A 17291-nucleotide genomic window follows, 5' to 3' on the forward strand; every position below is an offset into this window, starting at 1 on the left:
GCAACTCGATTTGATAAACTGGCACGCAATTATAAATCTATGATCCGTATAGCCTGCATATTTATTTGCTGCAAAGCCAAATGAGGACACGCCCTAGCAAAAAATTAAACAATTTTAGCGTGTCAAAATGGTCAATCAAACAAATATGTTTGTAAATGATATTTCGAATATTTTGTGAAAATATTGTGAATGATTTTTAGAACTCAAAAACCTGAAAAGCTCATTCGATAAATTTCATACAATTATGCTAAGATCGGTGAGTAAAAATCTCTTTTATATATTGAATTAAATGTCTGAATTTAAAATAGAAACCCACCCACTCGAACCATTTTTACCAGCAAATGCAAAATTACTGATGCTGGGTAGTTTTCCACCACCCAAAACTCGTTGGAAAATGGATTTTTATTATCCGAATTATCAAAACGACATGTGGCGAATCTTTGGGCTGATCTTTTTCCAAGACAAGGCGTATTTTCTAGACCTTCCAAATAAGAATTTTTATGAGCAGAAAATCCGTGATTTTTTAACTGAAAAAGGGATCGCTATTTTTGATACGGCGTATCAAGTTGTTCGTTTAAAAGACAATGCCTCAGATAAATTTTTACATATAGAAACGCCGACCGATCTAGCGGCGTTATTAGCCGAGATTCCTCTTTGTCAAAATATTGTCACTACAGGAGATAAGGCGACAGACACGCTCATGTTATCGATGCCTGAAAGCACTGAAAAACCTGTAATCGGGGCAAGTTCACAGACTTTTTTTGCAGAGCGCGAGTTAACTTTATCTCGAATGCCATCATCTTCGCGCGCTTACCCATTAGCATTAGAGAAAAAAGCTGAAGCCTATCAACAGCTTTTTCAAAAAATTGGTTTAATTTAAATAGATGTATCTTTCAAGTTAAAGCTTTAAGCATACTTTTTGGCATAGAAGACACACATAATGACGGCAAAACAAACGACAATCATGGCAAAATCGATAGATTCATGAAGTACTAAGGTACAAAGTATGAGTCCCAAAAAGGGTTGTAACAGTTGAATTTGCCCAACACGTGCAACGCCGCCTAATGCCAAACCTTTGTACCAAAACACAAAACCAATCAACATGCTAAATAGGGAAACATAGAACAATCCTGCATATGCTGTAAGAGGAATAGATGCCCAGTTTTCAGGATAATAAATTCCAAATAACAGCAACATTAAAGGCAAAGCAATAATCAATGCCCAGCAAATGACTTGCCAACCACCGAGCTGTTTTGAGAGTTGTCCACCTTCGGCATAACCTAAACCACAAACCAATACAGCAATAAGCATATATAGATCACTGCTAAGATCAAAACTTTGCTGATCTTGAAACCACATAAATATGGCAACAAAGCTGCTGCCTATGATTGCAGAAAGCCAAAATTTACTCGAAGGTCTTTCGCCTGCACGTAACACGGCAAAAATGGCGGTAGCTAAAGGGAGTAATGCCACAAAAACAAGGGCACGTGCAGCAGTCATGTTTTCTAAGGCAAGAGCGGTGAAAAATGGAAAACCAAATACAACGCCAAACGCAATCACAATTAAAGATTTGATTTGTTTCAGGTTCGGGAAGGGTTGTTGAAACAAAATTAGGCATACAATTGCAAACCCAGCAGCAATCACAGCACGAGCGCCAGTAAGAAATTCTGGGCTGAATCCGGCCACAGCAAGACGTGTGGCTGGCATAGAGCCTGCGAAAATGACCATGCCTAGAAAGCCATGTATCCAACCCATATTACTTTGTTTCATGCTTAAATCTCATTTTTATATGGTTCAATTACATGCCAAATGAGAAGCTCTAAACAGATACAATCCAGTACAATTTTAAATAACTGTATTGGTATACAATTCCTACTGTCAGAGATCTATTAAATTGAATACTCAGCTATGTATACGCAAAGCAAAATTGATATTGTGATTGAACAAATTAAATCACAAATCGCGAACCAGCGTTTTGTTGCTGGGGCGCGCTTACCTTCCGTACGGCGTTTAGCGCAAGATCTAAATTTTTCAATTTCGACAGTGGTAGAGGCGTATGCACGCTTAGTTACAGAGGGTGTACTCGAGGCAAGAGCGGGTTCTGGTTTTTATGTTAAAGGGCAGATGCAGGCGAAAAAAATAGCAGAACATCATGTTCAATATGATCGGGAAATTAATCCTTTATGGATTTCACGCCAATCTTTGGATGCGAATGAAGAAACGCTTAAACCTGGTTGCGGCTGGTTGCCTCCAGAGTGGATGCCTGAAAGTAGTTTACGTAAAGCTTTAAAACATGCAGCGAAATCATCTTTAAAAATGTTGGTAGAATACCCCGTACCGCATGGTCATATGGGCCTAAGACAATGGATTGCCCGTAAAAATAATCAATATGAAATACAAGTTGAACCCTCACAAATCTTAATTACAGACTCAGGTACTCAGTCCATCGACTTAATTTTTCGTGTACATTTGAAAGCCGGGGATGTGATTCTAGTCGATGATCCATGCTATTTTAACTTCCAAGCTCTCATTCAAGCCCATCGCTTACAAGCAATTGCTATTCCATTTACAACTCAAGGTCCTGATATTGAAAGTTTCGAACAAGCCTTACAATATCAACCTAAACTCTATTTAACCAACTCTGGAATTCATAATCCGACAGGGGCAACCTTATCGATACAAAGAGCCTATCAAGTTGCCAAATTGGCGGATCAAGCAAATCTATTGATTGTTGAAGATGATATTTTTTCAGAATTTGAATATGTTCCCGCGCCACGTTATTCCACACTTATGGGTTTAGGGCGGGTGATTCAAATTGGCAGTTTCTCTAAAACCTTAACCGCTTCGCTACGCTGTGGTTATATCGTTTCTAATTGTCAGGATATTGAAAAATACATTGATTTAAAAATTGCAACGAATTTTAGTAGTGGACATTTAAATGCAGAAATTGTGTTTGCTGCACTTATGGACAGTCAATATTTAAAACATATCGAGTCATTAAAAAAGAAACTCAATACCAGTATGGGATTGTGCATTCAACGATTAAGGCAACTGCGTATTGAACCTGTACTTATTCCCAAAGCTGGAATTTTCTTATGGTGTAAACTGCCTTCAGAGATTGATGCGGCAGAATTATCTCGACGCTGTTTAAAACGCGGATTAATTCTTGCTCCAGGACACGCATTTAGCCAATCAGAAGGTGCAAAACATTTAATGCGTTTTAATGTGGCGCAGTGTATGAATCCCCAAATATTTGAGATTATTGCGCAAGTGATGGATAGCTTTAGTTTTGATCATGAAAAACCTAATTCCGAAATGCTGACCAACAACAATGAAACACAATCGAATTAAGCTTCTTTAGATGAGAAAATATATAAGATGTAATGATTATGTCATTACATCATCCATTCAATTGGTAAATAGGACAAACTTTTAAAAGTAAATCGCTGAAATTTAGTGGTGTGCGGATCAACATTATATTCAGTCACTTGCCCATTCTCATGATGTTCGAGCCAAATGATTTCCCCTTGAGGGTTGAGTTTTAATTCGTAGGCAACTTGTGGTAAATAGTGATCCATCGCACTTGTGACTCGGTTTTGTAAATGATCAGATTCGACAACTAATCCAACTTCAGTATTTAAGTTCACTGAACGAGGGTCAAAATTAAATGAACCAATAAAAACTTTGCCATCTACGTCAAAGAATTTGGCATGTAATCTTGATGAGCTTTTTGCTTTAGCAGGAATCAGGTTACCTGTGAGCACTTCATACCAAGTACGCTGTTTTCTCTGAATATCAGGTTTAAACTCATAAAGTTGAATACCATTTTTAAGCAGTTCTTTCCGATATTTCTGGTAGAAGGCATGTACTATAGCAACATCATTTGCTAAAAATGAATTGGTTAAAACACGAACTTTAATATTTTGATGTGAAATATCTGCAAGGAAAGCTGTTCCATCTTTAGTGGGTACAAAATAAGCCGAGACTAATTCTAAATGTTCTTTAGGAATACCCATGGCATGTTTCAGTTGAGAATAGAGCAATTTATCGTGTGCGATATTGCCAAGCGTTTTTTCTGGATAATCAGCCAAAAATTGTGCTTTAACCCATTCAATCTTACGTTCCCGTAATTGCGTCATAATTTGTTTTTGTGCAAAATCTAGTCGGTTAATAAACTGTTCTCTTCCGAGATCGTTCATAGCATGACTTTTACGAAGTAAATCTAAATCATCTACCGATCCAACCCCAATCAATTGCTGTACTGAATAACTTAGGTCATTATTCCAGAAATTAATAAAAATTTGATTGGCAGATTTTACGGCATTACCAAAGAACAAAATGTCCATATCGGTAAATTGAAAATCATTACCTGCATCAAAATATTCACGACTTATATTACGTCCCCCAGTCACTGCAATGGCACCATCGGCAATAATTAGCTTGTTATGCATACGATGATTGATTTGTTTCAAGCGGAAAGCATAATCAATGACCCTAAAATTACGGTATTTGTAGGGGTTGTAGATTTTGATTTCGAAATTTGGATGTGCAACCAACTTTTCAAGTAATGGATCTAATTTGGTGCCATTTTGATCATCAATCATGAGACGGACTTTAACGCCACGGTCTGCGGCTTTTAACAGTTCGGTCAGCATCATATGACCTAAGGAATCATCTTCCCAAATATAATATTGTAAATCGAGCGTATGTTTCGCTTCTCGTATTAAGTGAATACGTGATGCGATACTCATAAATGCATCATCTAATGCTAAATAGGCAGTAAGACCTTGCTTGAGTTGGGCATCAACATTTTGGCGTTGTATCCAATGTTCAGTGTGGTAGTTTGAAGCAGATTCTTTCTTTGCCTGATTTGGTGGAAGGCTACAAGCCGTGAGTAAACCTAAGTTTGCACATAATAATAAGGAGAAATATCTGGTATTTTTTTGCATCTTGTTCTAATTCATTATTACCAATATAAATACATATTATCATGCGGTTATTGTTGAATTAAGGCTTAAAAAGCGGTTACTGTAGTCCATCTGTTAAATATCGATATAAGGGAACATGGCATGAAATCACGCGCAGCCGTAGCCTTTGCGCCAGGACAGACACTTCAAATTGTAGAAATTGATGTTGCTCCACCCCAAAAAGGGGAAGTATTGGTTAAAATCACCCATACGGGTGTATGCCATACCGATGCATTTACGCTATCAGGTGATGATCCAGAAGGCGTTTTTCCTGCTGTATTGGGGCATGAAGGTGCAGGTATTGTCGTAGAGGTGGGTGAAGGTGTAACCAGTGTTCAACCTGGCGATCATGTTATTCCACTCTATACCGCAGAATGCGGTGAATGCTTATTCTGTAAATCAGGTAAAACCAATCTTTGTGTTGCGGTTCGCGCAACTCAGGGCAAAGGTGTCATGCCAGATGGTACGACACGTTTTTCATATAATGGTGAACCAATTTATCATTATATGGGCTGTTCTACGTTCAGTGAATACACTGTGGTTGCAGAAGTTTCTTTGGCAAAAATTAATCCAGAAGCCAATCCTGAGCAAGTCTGCTTGTTGGGTTGTGGTGTAACAACAGGGATTGGTGCAGTACATAACACAGCCAAAGTACAAGAGGGCGACACAGTTGCAGTATTTGGCTTGGGCGGTATTGGTCTGGCCGTGGTACAAGGGGCAAAACAAGCGAAAGCAGGTCGTATTATTGTCGTAGATATGAATCCTGACAAATTTGAGTTAGCCAAACAGTTTGGTGCGACAGACTTTTTAAATCCAAAAGACTACGAACAACCAATTCAGCAAGTGATTGTTGAAATGACGGGTTGGGGTGTTGATCATTCATTTGAATGTATTGGTAACACCAACGTTATGCGTTCAGCATTGGAATGTGCGCACCGAGGTTGGGGACAATCAGTAATTATTGGTGTGGCTGGTGCGGGTCAGGAAATTTCAACACGCCCATTCCAATTGGTTACGGGGCGTAAATGGATGGGTACAGCTTTTGGTGGCGTAAAAGGACGTACACAGCTCCCAGGCATGGTTGAAGATGCGATAAAAGGCGATATTCAACTGGCACCTTTTGTAACCCATACCATGGGCTTAGACAAAATTAATGAAGCATTTGATTTAATGCATGAAGGAAAATCCATCCGCTCTGTCGTTCATTTTTCCGAATAAGTGAGTCTAGTTACTAGAAAAGACCGAGCAAATGCTTGGTCTTTTTTTATCTACATCTAAAATTTTTATGGAAATAGATTGGCAAAAAGTAACTTTTGTTAGACAAAAAATGATAATAAATGCCAAATGACATGTTTTGTCCTCATCTGACATAGAGCACTACAACAGTTAAATTTATTGTAAACTTAGCAATAAAAGACAGTTGTATAAAAATATAGATTGATTCAGAGGGGTATTATTATGGGAAATCATGTGCAATATAAGCCAGAGTGGATACGCGAAGACTTTGTCGATTTCATCGCAGAAAAAATTCATCCAATTTGGGCGTGGAAAAAAATTAAGGCTCAACTCATTGCACGTAAAGCATTGAGTGATGATTTTATTCAGTTACAGTTACGACCAAATCAAAATTTTAGATCTGAGATAGCTCAGGCAGGGCAAAGCCTGCTGCTCACGGTTGTGATCGCAGGTGTTCGACAACAGCGCAGTTATTCTATAGTTGACATCCTCGACAATGGTGATGTGCTGATTGCCATAAAACAACAGGGCTCTGTTTCAAGAGCAGTAACCAACTTAGCTTTAGGCGCAGTCATTGAAATCTCTCAAGCTCAGGGCGAGTTTGTATTTAAACCGCAATCGAGTCAAGCAAGCTTATTCCTTGCTTCAGGAAGTGGTATTACCGCCATTTATGCTTTAGTCAAACAGGCGTTGAAAAGCACAGAACATTCTATCGATTTGATATATTTTACGCGTGATAATGCCTACCATGCAGAACTAGAAGCCTTAGCAGCACAATATCCGCAGTTTAAATATCATTCATTTAACACATTGAAAAATAAGCAACATCTTAGTGAATCGCTACTTCAGCAGCTCGTACCAGACTATCAACAGCGCGAGTGTTATGCTTGTGGTGCGAATAACATGATGAAGCATGTGCAGCAACTTTATGCCGATCAAAGCATCTCGCATTTGCTCAAGACAGAATATTTTAAAATCCAGATTGATCAAACACTCGAAGCGCAACCTGTGACTTTCCTCCGTGCACAACAAGAGTTTTTAGCCACAGATAATTTGTTGGAAAGTGCAGAAAAAGCAGGGCTTAAACCCGCACATGGCTGCCGTATGGGAATTTGCAATACTTGTTCTTGCACCAAAGTACAGGGGGTAGTTCGAAATGTGCTCACAGGCGAAATTGATGAGCAGCGTAATACTCAGATCAAACTGTGCATTTCACAGGCGATTAGCCCAGTTGTGATTAATTTATAAAAGTTTAATGTAGGGACAAATAAAATGAATAAACCCGTTAATTTCCAAAGCAATAGCAAATCTCAGTATCTAACAGATGAAGAAATTCAGTCCTTTGGAGAAAAGATCGAAGCCATTCGCCGTGAAACGATGCAAAGTTTAGGTGAACCAGATGCTGCTTATATCTATAAAATCCGAAATTTTGTCCGCTATAGTGAAATTGCCTCACGCGGTATGTTGATGTTCGCTGGCTGGTTACCACCTGTTTGGTTATTGGGGACAGGGCTGTTGGGAATTTCTAAAATTGTTGAAAATATGGAGTTGGGGCATAACGTGATGCATGGTCAGTTTGACTGGCTAAATGACCCAAGCCTAAATGGTGCAAACTATGATTGGGATACCATCGCAACAGGCGATGATTGGAAATATACCCATAACTATGTTCATCATACTTATACCAATATTGTTGGAAAAGACCACGACGTCGGCTATGGACTAATTCGTGTGAGTGAAAGCCAAGCTTGGGAGCCAAGATTTTTATTCAACATTCCTTTAGCCATTCAACTGATGATTTTTTTTGAATGGTATGTGGGCGTACAAAATTTACATTTGGAAGATGTACTGGCATATAGAACCAAAACATGGCGTGAAGTTTGGCAAGATTCAATCAAATTACGCAAAAAAGTAACGCGCCAAGTGATTAAAGACTATGTCTTTTTTCCATTGATTGCGGGACCAAATGCCATTCCAGTTTTTGCAGGCAATGCCGTAGCCAATGTGATCCGTAGTTTATGGGCATCAGCAGTGATCTTTAATGGACATTTTACCGAAGATGCAGAAACCTTTGAGTTAGACAATACCGAAAATGAAACTCGGGCAGAGTGGTATTTACGCCAAATTCGGGGTTCGAGTAATTTTTCGGGTACGCAAGGGCTACATATTTTAAGTGGGAATTTAAGCCATCAAATTGAGCACCATCTATTTCCAGACATGCCTGCCAATCGTTATGCAGAAGTAGCTCCAAAAATTAAAGCATTATGTGCCGAGTATGGAATTCATTACAATGAAGCCAGTTTCACCAAACAGTTTGCAAGCGTTTGGGTTCGACTCGCCAAATGTTCATTACCCAATGACTGGAAGGAGCAGTTGAAACTGACTATGCAAAAGAAATTGAAGCGATGGGTTTAAAATCTCGATCATTCAATGGATTGATAAGTAAAAGTTGCTCTAGACATAACTATTATTCCTAAAATAAAGGTTGTCAAAGGCAGTAATAAGGCGTATTTTTAATTTCAGATACTTTTTTGATGAAACAAAGATGTTAAAGCAACCTTTAATCGCAAACGCTTATTTTTATTTCTGGCAGTTTAGCTAATTGCCTGAATGCGTTTGGGCAAAATAAAGGTTGCCCACCAGTTGATACCTGATCGGCAACCCCGGTCAGGTTTTTTTATGCTTTGTTTTTTATAAATTTTTTAGGAGATTCACATGTACGCATTTAACACTTCATATTTTAGCAACGGTTATTGGTTTTACTTTAGTCAGCTTATGACTCAATCCTTATCATCCCATAGACCCAAAACGCACAAATAAAAGATCGGACTGAACAACAGTCCAAAGGAAAGACCAATGAATGCTTTAAATACTGCACTACAACATCAAACGAATACACAAGAAGCTCTATTGAGTTTGCCTCAGCAACTCAAAGCACAACTTCCTCTTTCTGCACTACTTGCGGCTCAGATTGCTGAACATCGTCAAATTATTCAAAATATTTTATCTGGTGAAGATTCACGCCTATTGGTGATTACAGGACCATGTTCCCTTCATGACCCTGTCGCAGCTTTGGAATACGCGCAAAAACTACAACAATTACAAGCGCAAGTTTCTGATCAAATTTTTCTAGTCATGCGTGCTTATATTGAAAAACCACGTACCACAGTGGGCTGGAAAGGCTTTATGTATGATCCTGACTTAGATGGTTCATCCAATTTACAGTCAGGTTTGGAACAGTCTCGTCAGTTATATTTACACATTCTTGAAATGGGCTTACCAATTGCGAGCGAAATTTTAAGCCCAATGGCTACAGCTTATTTTGATGATTTATTGGCATGGGGAGCGATTGGTGCTCGCACCAGTGAATCACAAATTCATCGTGAAATTTCGAGCCAAATGCCATACAGCATTGGTTTCAAAAATGGTACGGATGGTTCAATTCAAATTGCGTTAGATGCCATTCAATCGGCTTCAAATGCGCATCAATTCTTGGGAATGAGTCAGTCAGGTTTACCTTGTATGCTTCAATCTCATGGTAATCCACTTGCACATTTAATTTTACGTGGCTCAAATACAGGTCCGAACTATCAGGCAGAAGAAATCAACAAAATTAAGGCCAAAACCAAAGGGGTTTTACCTGCTTTAGTGATCGATTGTAGCCATGGTAATAGCAATAAGAAGCCTCAATTGCAGTCAGAGGTGCTCCGTCAAATTGTGAGTGAGCGTGAGCAAACAAATGTTCGTGGGGTTATGCTAGAGAGTCATTTGGTCGAAGGGAATCAAAAGATTTCATGCGACATGATTTATGGTCAGTCTGTAACAGATGGTTGTATTGGTTGGGAACAAACTGAACACCTATTGTTAGAAGCTGCACAGCAATTAGAAAAACTACAATAATAAAATATTGATTGTAAAAAGCCCCTGGAATCAGGGGCTTAATTTTGTATGCTATTTTGGGGTCGTGACCACACAAAATTTATAAAACAATAGGCTCAGTAATACGATGACCGCACATAAGAGATAGGACATGCTATAACCCTGTGCTGTGATTAAAATACCTAAAAGTATTGAACCCAATGCAATGCCTAAATCGTAAAAAGTGAAAAAGGTGGATGTTGCATGACCAATCCGTTGAGGTGCAGCGCGTTGAATAGCCAGCGTTTGCAGGCAGGGTTGCACAGAGCCAAATCCCATACCAATAAAAATAGCTGCAAACATAAATCCAATTAAACTATTGATTTGGCTTAATACAATAAGACCCACTGAAAACAAAGCTAAAGCTGGGTAAATGACATAGCTTGGACCCTTACGGTCATAAATTTTTCCAGTGAAAGGGCGTAGGCTCATCATCGAAATTGCGAAAACAATAAAAAATAGACTGGCATAAGCAAGTAAGTTTTTCGATGCGGAATAGGTCGAGATAAATGACATAATGCTGGCATAAGCAAATGAAACCATCATCGCCATAATAGAAACAGGCAGCGCTTTTTTCTCAATAAAATCATGAATCGAGAGTTGTCTTTTCTGTGGAGCTAGCGTGTTCGAAGTCGTCGTATGAATGGGGATTAAAAAACAGAAGATAAAACCGAGACAGACAATTGCAGCGAGAATACTTGCAACAACAGCATAGGACAATGGTTGAATGAGTGATAAACCAATGAGTGGACCTAAGACAATGCCCAAATTGACTGACATGACGAAATAGCCCATACCTTCGCCACGGCGTGAATCTGGAATGAATTCGTTGGCAATAGGCACAGTGACTGTGGTTAAAATACTAAACCAAATTCCATGTAAAAAACGTAGCCAGAGTAAAACCTCTAGATTATCTGCAAAGATGTAGGCAACGGAAAATAAACAGAACAGAAGCTCAGAGATAAAAAGTGTTTTTTTTCGACCAAACTTTTCAATGATTAATCCACTAAAAGGACGTACCGCAATAGAAGATGCCATAAATAAAGTCATGGCTAGTCCTGCTTGAGCAAGGCTGCCATGTAAGTCTTGTAAAATATAGATGGGTAGAATTGTGGTTTGCGCAAAATAAAAGATAAATAGAAATAAATTATTGGCTAGACACAGTATAAAAGACTTATTCCAAAGCTGAATTGTAGATGAATGCGACATAATTGACCCAAAAGTAGAAAGGGAATCATGACAATGTGGCTATCACTATTTTTATGTATTCCCTAAGCATACCAAGGTCATGAAGATGAGGTTTAATCATAACCAAGTAAAGATGAAAAATAAAGTAAATTGATATTTTGATATATTTATTTATATTAATGTTTTTTATATTTAATAAAATTATCGTTATTTGATATTGGCAGGTTTTAAATATAAAAAATCAGCCCGAAAGCTGATTTTTAAGAAGCAAGGATAACTTAGAGTCCTGCTTCATAGTCCGCACTAGACAACAATGTGTTTACATCATCGATGTTATTTGGTTTGATTTTATAAATCCAACCTTTGCCATAGGGTGCATCATTTACAAAGTCAGGATCATCTTCCAAAGCTGTATTTACTTCAACGACAACCCCAGAAATAGGCGCATGAATATCAGAAGCTGTTTTCACAGATTCAACAACACCTGCTTGTTCACCAGCAGTCACTTGTTGTCCTACTTCTGGCATTTCGACATAAACTAAATCGCCTAAGGCATCCTGCGCATGGTCTGAAATCCCAGTTACAACAAGATCACCTTCAATTTTCACCCACTCGTGCGTGCTCGCATATTTCAAATCTGAAGGATGATTCATGATGACTCCTTAAAAGTATTCATTTATTTTTGTCATGCTTTATACATGTTTTTACATAAAAACAAAAGGCTTATAGGTATGGATCTTTACGCCAATTACTTGGGCTACGTCCACTCCAACGTTTAAAAGCACGACTGAAATTGGCAACATCACTATAGCCCAGTTCATCTGCAATTTGTTCAAGGGTGTAATCCGTTCGGGAGAGTAGCGACGTTGCATGTCGATAGCGTACTTCATCGACAATCGTTGAAAAAGAGGTTCCTTCGGTCGCTAACTGGCGCTTCAAGGTTCTATCAGACATATGTAAGCGATAGGCCACATTTTCAATACTTAAATAATGCTGCTCTGAATGCGTCAAAATGTCGCGAACCGCCATAGAGAGCCGTCTGCGCTCACCTAAAGCCGAAAGTTCGGCTTCACATTGGTTAATTGCAATTTGACTCGCAATCGGGTCAGCATTCATCATTTTCAATGCGAGGTATTTTTTGTCAAAGCTCATCAATAAGTGAGGTTGATCAAAACGAAATTGATGATTTGGGAACTTAGTAATATAGCGTTCAAAACCTTCAGGTTGGGGAAAATCAAAATCAATCTCACCACCTAAATCTGTTACCCCTGTAATGGCTTTGGCCATAGAAATGATACCAATGATTAATGCAATACAAATTTCTGAACGTAAGGGTTCTATATTGATATCACTTCTGAGCTGCAAAGTTGCTTTTTCAGCAAAAGTAGAAAAATAGATTTGTAAGAAGGGCAATCTTAATTGCACAAAGCGGTTGGCGAGGACAAGGGCATCGGTAATATCATTTGCGGTCATAATGGCATAACCAATAAAACCATGAATAGAAATACGCATTTGCGTACCTAAATGATAACCAAGTGTTGATTCACCTGTCAGGGTCAAGGCGTGTTGAAGTAATGCATTGGCGACTGAAGTCGAGATTCGAAAATCTGGCTCCGCTAATTTTTCACTATTGAGTTGAAACGGGGCAAATAAAGTATCTGCATTATAACCCCAGCGTGACACGACATCTAAAAGTAACAGACCATAGACTCCAGGAATTCCTTGGTCTTGTCTAGACGAAATAGTATTCATGCGCGATCCATTGCACGTTTAATGTTGTTATATCAATCAGTTTTTATATTGGCATGAAACAGAAGCAGGTGCCTTATAAATTGTTCGACAAACCGAACAAAGCTGATTCTAAAATCATGTGTGATTTTAGAATCATTATCTTTTAAAGATCAGGTCGATAGTTTTTACTAAACACTAAAATTTTGGTATTACCCAGTAATACCGCTTCACCATTTTGATTGAGTGTTTCGGTGGTATAACTCACAATAGCTCGATCAGGTTTGGATTTTGACGGTTTAATTTCAGTTATTTCTACCTCAACATGAATCTGGTCACCTGCGCGGGTGGGTCTAGGCCAACGGACTTGGGCTTCGGAACCGATTAAGCCATACGCTACAGGAAAACATTCTGTCCACAATCGCATGGTTACCGCAGAAGTATGCCAACCACTAGCAGCTAATCCTTTAAAAATAGGATGGTTAGCTGCTGCTATCTCGTTGGTGTGAAACGGTTGCGGATCAAATTGATGCGCAAAATGCTTAATTTCGTCGACAGTCATTTCATAAGCACGGCTTTTAAAGCGATCACCTACGTGTAGATCTTCCAAATACAACATCAAGCACTATCCTTATTTTTCAGTTCATGTTGTTCAATTAAAAAACCGCCAGTTTGACGTTGCCATAATTGCGCATAAATACCATTCAAGGCAACCAATTCATCATGCGTACCTTGTTCTGCAATTCGGCCCTGATCTAAGACAATCAGACGGTCCATTTGTGCAATGGTAGAAAGACGATGTGCAATTGCAATGACTGTTTTATCTTGCATTAAATCATCCAGACTGGACTGAATTGCAGCTTCAACTTCAGAGTCTAAAGCACTGGTCGCCTCATCAAGAATCAGAATAGGGGCATCTTTTAAGAATACTCGTGCAATTGCAATACGCTGACGTTGTCCCCCCGAAAGTTTTACCCCACGTTCGCCTACATAAGCGTCATAACCTTTATGACCACGAAGGTCGGTCAGTTGTGGAATAAAATCTTCTGCTTTGGCTTTACGAACGGCATCATACATTTCTGCATCACTGGCATCTGGACGTCCGTATTTGATATTTTCTGCAACGGTACGATGCAATAGCGATGTATCTTGCGTGACTAAGGCAATACTTTTACGCAAGCTGTCTTGGCTTACATCCTCTATATTTTGTCCATCGATTAAAATACGACCTTGGTTGATGGTATAGAAATGTAATAACAATTGAATCAGCGTAGATTTACCAGCACCAGAACGCCCGACAATACCAATTTTTTCACCTGGACGTATGGTGAGATTAAAGTGATCAATGACATTTTTTTCATTATAGGCAAAACAGACATCTTCAAACTTAATTTCGCCGTGTTTCACCTCAAGCGTAGTTGCATTCGGTTTATCCTGAATACTAATAGGACGCCCTAATGTTTTCATACCATCTTGAATAGTGCCGACATTTTCAAATAAAGCAGATGTTTGCCACATCATAAATTCGGCAATACTGTTGAGTTTTAAAATCATGGCGGTAGTTGCAGCGATAATACCCAGCTCTGCACGACCTTCCATCCACAACCATAAAGCTGTTCCAAGTACACCTGCATAAAGCACAATACTGAGTGAGTTAATGCTTATTTCATAACCTGAACCCAATCGCATTTGTTTATATACTGTTCGCATAAACTCTTGCATGGATGACTTGGCATACTCACTTTCACGACCAGCATGAGCAAACAGCTTTACCGTTTGAATATTGGTATAGGCATCGGTTACTCGACCGGTCATGACCGCACGAGCATCGGCTTGTTCATTGGAAATTTTGCTGAGTCGAGGGATGAAATACCACGCTGCGAGCAGGAATAAAGCTAACCAGACCAATAGGGGAATAATCAGAAATGGGGAGATTGAGCCGAGTACAATACTGACTGTAAAGAAGTAGATCAGAACATAAGCCAGCATATCGCCTAAAATCATCCAGAATTCACGCACCGCAAGGGCTGTTTGCATGACTTTGGCAGAAAGTCGCCCTGCAAAATCATTATGAAAGAAATCAAGACTTTGCTGTAATAATAAATTATGAAACTTCCAACGCAGACGCATTGGGAAGCTGCTAAATAGAATTTGGTGTTTAATAATGGACTGGAAGTTAGCAAAAAAGATATTGCCCAGCAATATCATGCTCAGAAGCATTAAATTTTGTCGATGTTGTGCCAAAAACGTATCGGGTTGACTTTTACTGAGCCAATTGACTAAGTCGCCAATTTTGGCATACAACAAGGCTTCAAAACTTGCAGCGCCTGCGGTACAAAGCACTAAAATAAGCAGGTAAGGACGTATGCCTTTGGATGCACTCCAGACAAATGCAAAGAAAGTTGTAGGCAGTGGATCTTTTAAACCTTGACTAGGATAGGGATCTACACGCTTTTCGAACCATCTAAGCATTAATATTAACCTCTTGGTAAAATTGCATAATTTAGAAATAACAATAAGATAAATAAAATTTTCATAAGAAAAAAGTCGGGATTGTATTTTCAAAGATAACGGATTAGGAAGATGAAAACGTTCATTTGTCCTAAATTCATATGTAAAAGTACAACCGAAATTTGTTTGAATTCATTGTAATCCATATCAATCTAACGCACCATCATAAAGTCAGCTAACACGGATGGTGTTGATGTTCACATTGTTGTCATGTTTTTCAATTATAAAAAAGTAAGCCTAATCCGAAACTTTAAAAACACATGAATGATTTATCTGTAAAGAAAATAAACAAGCAAATTGACGAATTTACACAAACTGGAAAAATACCAAGCGAGTTAGTTTTTGGCTATAAAACTTATGCAGTACTCATGCAAGATGATAAATTCGCAGATCAAATCATGAAAGGAAATGAAAATCCAATCTGTAGATTTTATCAAAAACTCAGAATTACTTTGGTTACGGATAAACACTATTTTCAAGTGAAATAACGGGGAATTGAATTGAAAAATAATGATCGGTTATTTCTATAAAAATATATTTTAATATGGAATACGCCGTCAATAATTATTAGAAAAATGTGCAAAGAGTCGTATTTTTTTGGAAAAAAATGATAAAATTTTTATCGATACAGGCTTATTGATAACTTTAATACCCTGTAATTGTTAACTTAAATAATTGAATCAATAATAAAGGTGACAATATGAGAGGATGTGTAGAACGATACGATTCCCAAACACAATTGGGCATGATTCGTGATGAGTGTGGTGAATGGTTCTATTTTGCGGTGGAGCAATGGAACGATCCTAATAATTTACCTATTGATGGTCTAATTGTTGATTTTGTCATAGACGGTGCTGACGTAACTTCTGTTTGGGAAGTAACAAATACGCATTAATTTTATTTTCAGCTTTATTCACTCTTCAAAAAACATTGAATAAGGTCTACTTAGGTAGACCTGATTTATTAATCTACCCCGAATCCTGTTTAAGCCAATGATTCTATAATTTGAATGGTTGGCTTATTTCGGTGATTTAATTGGTATACACATAAAATGCATAAATACCCGCTAAATAGCCTGTAACACTTCGGGCTCTAGTCGTCACTAGATTGTAAGTCCCTTTTAGCAAGCTGAATAAAGTTTCTATTTTATTACGTTGTTTCAGATGGTGTTCATCTGCTTTTGAGCACTGCATAGATTGTATGTTCTTTCGATGATAAGTAATTAAATCAGTGCCTTGTACTTTTAATCTGCTCTTTAATTCCTGACTAATATATTCTCGATTAGCATAGAGTTTTACTTCTAATCCTTCGACTAATTGCTCAACCATTCTGATATCTGCTGTATGTCCATTCGATAAAGCTGTACTCACAATCTCTCCTGATGAATTCATCATTCAACGTAGCTTAGAGCCAAAGAACCACCCCATGGAACTTTTTTCACGTGTTGCGGTTGCAATTACTGCTAGGAATTTATGTCGTTGAATCTGCTGATTTTTACAGACAGTTAATGTCGTTGAGTCAATCCATAAATATTGTTTGTATTGACCTTTCATAAAGCTATATGTAAAGCATGTAGTGCTAACTGATGCATATGCATCAAGTGAATCATACGTTGGTAACAAGGCAAGCTTTTAAATAAATGACTTTTATCCTGTTTCAACTATGAGAAAAATGCTTTGAAATGATTGAAGTGAGAACACTTATACCAAATGGCGATAAAGGTGATTTCTGAGATACTCAGGT

The 17291-nt window shown here is 38.3% G+C and carries 15 protein-coding genes and 1 pseudogene; 8 read left to right on the top strand and 8 right to left on the bottom strand.

Features of this window, described 5'->3' with window-relative positions; all coding sequences use genetic code 11:
* Positions 1 to 289 precede the first annotated feature (289 nt).
* Entirely contained in the window at positions 290 to 880 is a 591-nt protein-coding gene (locus DCO44_RS08940; RefSeq protein ID WP_116761118.1) for a uracil-DNA glycosylase family protein, read from the top strand.
* Positions 881 to 906: 26 nt separating this feature from the next.
* Here DCO44_RS08940 and DCO44_RS08945 read toward each other — a convergent pair whose 3' ends face one another.
* On the bottom strand, positions 907 to 1770 hold the full coding sequence (locus tag DCO44_RS08945; protein ID WP_116761120.1) for a DMT family transporter: 864 nt from the start codon (positions 1768 to 1770) through the stop codon (positions 907 to 909).
* A gap of 138 nt (positions 1771 to 1908) precedes the next feature.
* Here DCO44_RS08945 and DCO44_RS08950 point away from each other — a divergent pair, with 138 nt between their 5' ends.
* Positions 1909 to 3351 carry a PLP-dependent aminotransferase family protein gene (locus tag DCO44_RS08950; protein WP_116761122.1) on the top strand — a complete coding sequence of 481 codons (1443 nt, stop codon included), beginning with the start codon at positions 1909 to 1911 and terminating at the stop codon, positions 3349 to 3351.
* Positions 3352 to 3395: 44 nt separating this feature from the next.
* Here DCO44_RS08950 and DCO44_RS08955 read toward each other — a convergent pair whose 3' ends face one another.
* Positions 3396 to 4949, bottom strand: coding sequence for a phospholipase D family protein (locus DCO44_RS08955; RefSeq protein ID WP_116761124.1), 1554 nt, complete (start codon positions 4947 to 4949; stop codon positions 3396 to 3398).
* A gap of 120 nt (positions 4950 to 5069) precedes the next feature.
* Here DCO44_RS08955 and DCO44_RS08960 point away from each other — a divergent pair, with 120 nt between their 5' ends.
* From DCO44_RS08960 to DCO44_RS08975, 4 genes are all read left to right on the top strand, one after another.
* Positions 5070 to 6185 carry an S-(hydroxymethyl)glutathione dehydrogenase/class III alcohol dehydrogenase gene (locus tag DCO44_RS08960; RefSeq protein WP_116761126.1) on the top strand — a complete coding sequence of 372 codons (1116 nt, stop codon included), beginning with the start codon at positions 5070 to 5072 and terminating at the stop codon, positions 6183 to 6185.
* Between the two features lie 240 nt (positions 6186 to 6425).
* Positions 6426 to 7451, top strand: coding sequence for a flavin reductase family protein (locus DCO44_RS08965; RefSeq protein WP_116761128.1), 1026 nt, complete (start codon positions 6426 to 6428; stop codon positions 7449 to 7451).
* Between the two features lie 24 nt (positions 7452 to 7475).
* The gene (locus DCO44_RS08970) at positions 7476 to 8618 is read left to right on the top strand and encodes a fatty acid desaturase family protein (RefSeq protein WP_116761130.1); all 1143 of its coding nucleotides are present in this window, start codon (positions 7476 to 7478) and stop codon (positions 8616 to 8618) included.
* 441 nt (positions 8619 to 9059) lie between these two features.
* Positions 9060 to 10103 (top strand): 3-deoxy-7-phosphoheptulonate synthase, encoded by a 1044-nt coding sequence (locus DCO44_RS08975; RefSeq protein ID WP_116761132.1) that lies wholly within the window; start codon positions 9060 to 9062, stop codon positions 10101 to 10103.
* 51 nt (positions 10104 to 10154) lie between these two features.
* Here the strand turns inward: DCO44_RS08975 and DCO44_RS08980 are convergent, their stop codons facing one another.
* The 5 genes from DCO44_RS08980 to DCO44_RS09000 all read right to left on the bottom strand — a co-directional run bounded on the left by DCO44_RS08980 (position 10155) and on the right by DCO44_RS09000 (position 15509).
* Entirely contained in the window at positions 10155 to 11330 is a 1176-nt protein-coding gene (locus DCO44_RS08980) for an MFS transporter (protein WP_116761134.1), read from the bottom strand.
* A 257-nt stretch (positions 11331 to 11587) separates the two neighbouring features.
* The gene (gene gcvH, locus DCO44_RS08985) at positions 11588 to 11962 is read right to left on the bottom strand and encodes a glycine cleavage system protein GcvH (RefSeq protein WP_116761136.1); all 375 of its coding nucleotides are present in this window, start codon (positions 11960 to 11962) and stop codon (positions 11588 to 11590) included.
* A 70-nt stretch (positions 11963 to 12032) separates the two neighbouring features.
* Positions 12033 to 13061 carry a helix-turn-helix transcriptional regulator gene (locus DCO44_RS08990; RefSeq protein ID WP_116761139.1) on the bottom strand — a complete coding sequence of 343 codons (1029 nt, stop codon included), beginning with the start codon at positions 13059 to 13061 and terminating at the stop codon, positions 12033 to 12035.
* Positions 13062 to 13203: 142 nt separating this feature from the next.
* Positions 13204 to 13656 (bottom strand): MaoC family dehydratase, encoded by a 453-nt coding sequence (locus DCO44_RS08995; RefSeq protein ID WP_116761140.1) that lies wholly within the window; start codon positions 13654 to 13656, stop codon positions 13204 to 13206.
* The gene (locus tag DCO44_RS09000) at positions 13656 to 15509 is read right to left on the bottom strand and encodes an ABC transporter ATP-binding protein (RefSeq protein ID WP_116761143.1); all 1854 of its coding nucleotides are present in this window, start codon (positions 15507 to 15509) and stop codon (positions 13656 to 13658) included. Before DCO44_RS09000 ends, DCO44_RS08995 begins: the two co-directional genes overlap by 1 nt.
* Before the next feature lie 299 nt (positions 15510 to 15808).
* Between DCO44_RS09000 and DCO44_RS09005 the strand changes: the two genes are divergently transcribed.
* Both DCO44_RS09005 and DCO44_RS09010 read left to right on the top strand, forming a co-directional pair.
* On the top strand, positions 15809 to 16036 hold the full coding sequence (locus DCO44_RS09005) for a hypothetical protein (protein ID WP_116761145.1): 228 nt from the start codon (positions 15809 to 15811) through the stop codon (positions 16034 to 16036).
* Positions 16037 to 16248: 212 nt separating this feature from the next.
* Positions 16249 to 16443, top strand: a complete 195-nt coding sequence (locus DCO44_RS09010) for a hypothetical protein (RefSeq protein WP_116761147.1) — start codon at positions 16249 to 16251, stop codon at positions 16441 to 16443.
* An 89-nt stretch (positions 16444 to 16532) separates the two neighbouring features.
* Here the strand turns inward: DCO44_RS09010 and DCO44_RS09015 are convergent.
* Positions 16533 to 17289 (bottom strand): annotated as a pseudogene (locus DCO44_RS09015) (IS982 family transposase); the annotation flags it as partial.
* Positions 17290 to 17291 lie beyond the last annotated feature (2 nt).

Source organism: Acinetobacter sp. AM, assembly GCF_003105055.1.
Lineage (GTDB): Bacteria > Pseudomonadota > Gammaproteobacteria > Pseudomonadales > Moraxellaceae > Acinetobacter > Acinetobacter tibetensis.

What these genes read in the sequence shown, in the direction of transcription:
- DCO44_RS08940 (WP_116761118.1), top strand. Translation starts at nt 290, where the DNA reads ATGTCTGAATTTAAAATAGAAACCCACCCACTCGAACCATTTTTACCA.
- DCO44_RS08945 (WP_116761120.1), bottom strand. Translation starts at nt 1,770, where the DNA reads ATGAAACAAAGTAATATGGGTTGGATACATGGCTTTCTAGGCATGGTC.
- DCO44_RS08950 (WP_116761122.1), top strand. Translation starts at nt 1,909, where the DNA reads ATGTATACGCAAAGCAAAATTGATATTGTGATTGAACAAATTAAATCA.
- DCO44_RS08955 (WP_116761124.1), bottom strand. Translation starts at nt 4,949, where the DNA reads ATGCAAAAAAATACCAGATATTTCTCCTTATTATTATGTGCAAACTTA.
- DCO44_RS08960 (WP_116761126.1), top strand. Translation starts at nt 5,070, where the DNA reads ATGAAATCACGCGCAGCCGTAGCCTTTGCGCCAGGACAGACACTTCAA.
- DCO44_RS08965 (WP_116761128.1), top strand. Translation starts at nt 6,426, where the DNA reads ATGGGAAATCATGTGCAATATAAGCCAGAGTGGATACGCGAAGACTTT.
- DCO44_RS08970 (WP_116761130.1), top strand. Translation starts at nt 7,476, where the DNA reads ATGAATAAACCCGTTAATTTCCAAAGCAATAGCAAATCTCAGTATCTA.
- DCO44_RS08975 (WP_116761132.1), top strand. Translation starts at nt 9,060, where the DNA reads ATGAATGCTTTAAATACTGCACTACAACATCAAACGAATACACAAGAA.
- DCO44_RS08980 (WP_116761134.1), bottom strand. Translation starts at nt 11,330, where the DNA reads ATGTCGCATTCATCTACAATTCAGCTTTGGAATAAGTCTTTTATACTG.
- gcvH (WP_116761136.1), bottom strand. Translation starts at nt 11,962, where the DNA reads ATGAATCATCCTTCAGATTTGAAATATGCGAGCACGCACGAGTGGGTG.
- DCO44_RS08990 (WP_116761139.1), bottom strand. Translation starts at nt 13,061, where the DNA reads ATGAATACTATTTCGTCTAGACAAGACCAAGGAATTCCTGGAGTCTAT.
- DCO44_RS08995 (WP_116761140.1), bottom strand. Translation starts at nt 13,656, where the DNA reads ATGTTGTATTTGGAAGATCTACACGTAGGTGATCGCTTTAAAAGCCGT.
- DCO44_RS09000 (WP_116761143.1), bottom strand. Translation starts at nt 15,509, where the DNA reads ATGCTTAGATGGTTCGAAAAGCGTGTAGATCCCTATCCTAGTCAAGGT.
- DCO44_RS09005 (WP_116761145.1), top strand. Translation starts at nt 15,809, where the DNA reads ATGAATGATTTATCTGTAAAGAAAATAAACAAGCAAATTGACGAATTT.
- DCO44_RS09010 (WP_116761147.1), top strand. Translation starts at nt 16,249, where the DNA reads ATGAGAGGATGTGTAGAACGATACGATTCCCAAACACAATTGGGCATG.